This window comes from Butyricimonas sp. Marseille-P2440 (assembly GCF_900091675.1).
Classification (GTDB): Bacteria; Bacteroidota; Bacteroidia; order Bacteroidales; family Marinifilaceae; genus Butyricimonas; species Butyricimonas synergistica.
Genome location: NZ_LT594604.1, coordinates 1 through 2,058, shown reverse-complemented (window position 1 = coordinate 2,058; position 2,058 = coordinate 1). Strand labels below are relative to the sequence as shown.

2 protein-coding genes are annotated in these 2,058 nt (G+C 46.7%); both read left to right on the top strand.

Translation table 11 applies throughout. The features are described 5' to 3' along the window. A partial coding sequence (locus BN8899_RS00090) for a M16 family metallopeptidase (protein WP_148375189.1) occupies positions 1 to 497 on the top strand: 497 nt, incomplete at its 5' end. Positions 498 to 1,072: 575 nt separating this feature from the next. After that, entirely contained in the window at positions 1,073 to 1,693 is a 621-nt protein-coding gene (locus BN8899_RS00085; RefSeq protein ID WP_065217812.1) for a DUF6266 family protein, read from the top strand. Positions 1,694 to 2,058: the final 365 nt, after the last annotated feature.

The following is a 2,058-nucleotide window of genomic DNA, read 5'->3' as shown; positions in this document are numbered from 1 at the left end:
AAGGAATGAAATTGTCGACTCATGATGGACTTTGCTTGAATATATTGAAGAGTATCCTTAGCAATAGATATTTGGTAAGTATCCGCGAGAAAGAAGGCGGTACATACGGGGTATCCGTGCAAAGCGGCGCTTCCAAAATACCGTACGCTAATTGCGGGCTTAACATAGCATTCGATTGTGACCCGGCAAAGGCAGCACACTTGAAGTCATTGATTTTTGCCGAGTTGGAACTCATGACTAAAGAGGCTCCCACCATGGAGGAGGTGAAGAACGTGGTTACCACGATAAAGAAAAACCGCGAGCAGGCAAAACCGAATAATGGTTATTGGATGAATGCAATTCGTACTTATTATATTGACGGACGTGACATTACAGCCGCGAAAGATTTCGATAAGGTGGTCGATAAGATTACACCGAAAGATATCCAGAAATTCGCGAAGAAATTATTCACGAATGCTAATGTCGTGGATTTAATGTTTGTACCAAAGGAAAAGTAGGTAGGATTGTATCTTCCATAAATGGTGAGGGAGGTGTGTCAAAACACACCTCCTAGTCCATAAGGTCCATAAAGTCGAACCTTCGGTTCTGAAAGCCCTTAAAGTCGAAAGCCGTGCAAATTTCTGATCATCAATACAATAATCTGCAATATTTGTAACATTCCGACCTTCCGACTTTATGGACTTTTCGACCTTATGGACCCATGGGTGTGCTTTGACACACCCTCTTCTATGTAAATATAGAGTGTTTCGGTAAGATCCCGGAGTAGTCCTGGTGAGATAAGGGAGAAAACAGGTGATAACCTCGGTTCATTTTCGGAACAACTTCGGTGCACGTTCGTTCGGGAGCGTTCCCTTGACGCTCGTGAAGCAGGGGTGAAATGAAGGAAACGCCTTTTTTCTCCCTTTCAAGCCCGTGAATACCTCGGGAAATGCCCAGTATCCCGGGGAATGAAAAAGCCGTTCATGTCATGAAAATGGGTGTTCATGATATGAAAAAGGTTTTCCGTGTCATAAATGATGTCCCGGGGAAAACGTGATGTATCTTTGTCCCAAGAATTTAAAGACTAGAAATTATGGCAAAATCAGATCAACAACTTCGCGGTAAAGTGGGAAACACTATTTTTTACCGTGTAGGCGGGGAAACCCGAGTAAGGAGTACGGCGGCGAATTTTCGAGACGCGAACAGTGATAACCAGCGGTCGCTTCGTTCCCGGTTGCGTGCGGCGACTTATTTTTACCGGCGCCTGGTGGAAGTGATCTCCCGTGAAATTTGGAAACAGGCGGCTAATGGGACGGGGAAGAACGGTTTCAACCTTTTCATGAAAGAGAACATGCTGGTGTTTAACGCAGACGGGAAGATCGGCGATTTCTCCCGCTTGAGCTTGACGGCGGGATCGTTGCAGGAAGTGAACCACTTGGAAGCGGTGGTGGACGATGACGACCGGGTAACCTTGACGTGGGACGGGGATGCCGGCTTGCCCTCCGCGGGGGCGGGCGATCGCTTGGCGGTACTGGTGTTACATGCCAACCACTCCTTCTCCCCCTCGCTCGTGGAGGGAGTCGAGGCAACAAGGGCTGACCGGGTGGCCACGTTCCGGTTCAAGCGACAACCCGGAATCACGGCGCACGTGTATTGTTTTTTCTCCAGTCAAGATGGCAAAACTTGCTCCCCGACTCAATACCTGTGCCTGTAACGGGACTATCCTCCCGGGAAACCTTCTTTTGAAAAACTTGTTTTCCAGTGTCTTGTAAAAAAGTTCAAAAAAAGTTGGTAAAAAATTTGGAAAGGGGTAAAAAATGCCATTATCTTTGCACCCGCAAAACCGAAACGGGGGCGAGAGATCGAGGATGATGAGCGGCGGTTTTAGCCGAGTTCTTGAGATGTTTGAAGTGATAATCGAGGGGCGAAAAGTAGATGTTACGACGCCACGAGAAAAAAGTTTGAAAAAACTTTGGAAAAGATTTGGAAGGGAAGGGAAAAACGATTTATCTTTGCATCCGCTTTCGCCACTAGAAATGGCGGCAGTGAAGACGAGAAAAAGAAGAGTTCTTTAACAAT

Excerpts from the sequence above, each read along its gene's own strand:
- BN8899_RS00085 (WP_065217812.1), top strand. The coding sequence starts at position 1,073 with ATGGCAAAATCAGATCAACAACTTCGCGGTAAAGTGGGAAACACTATT.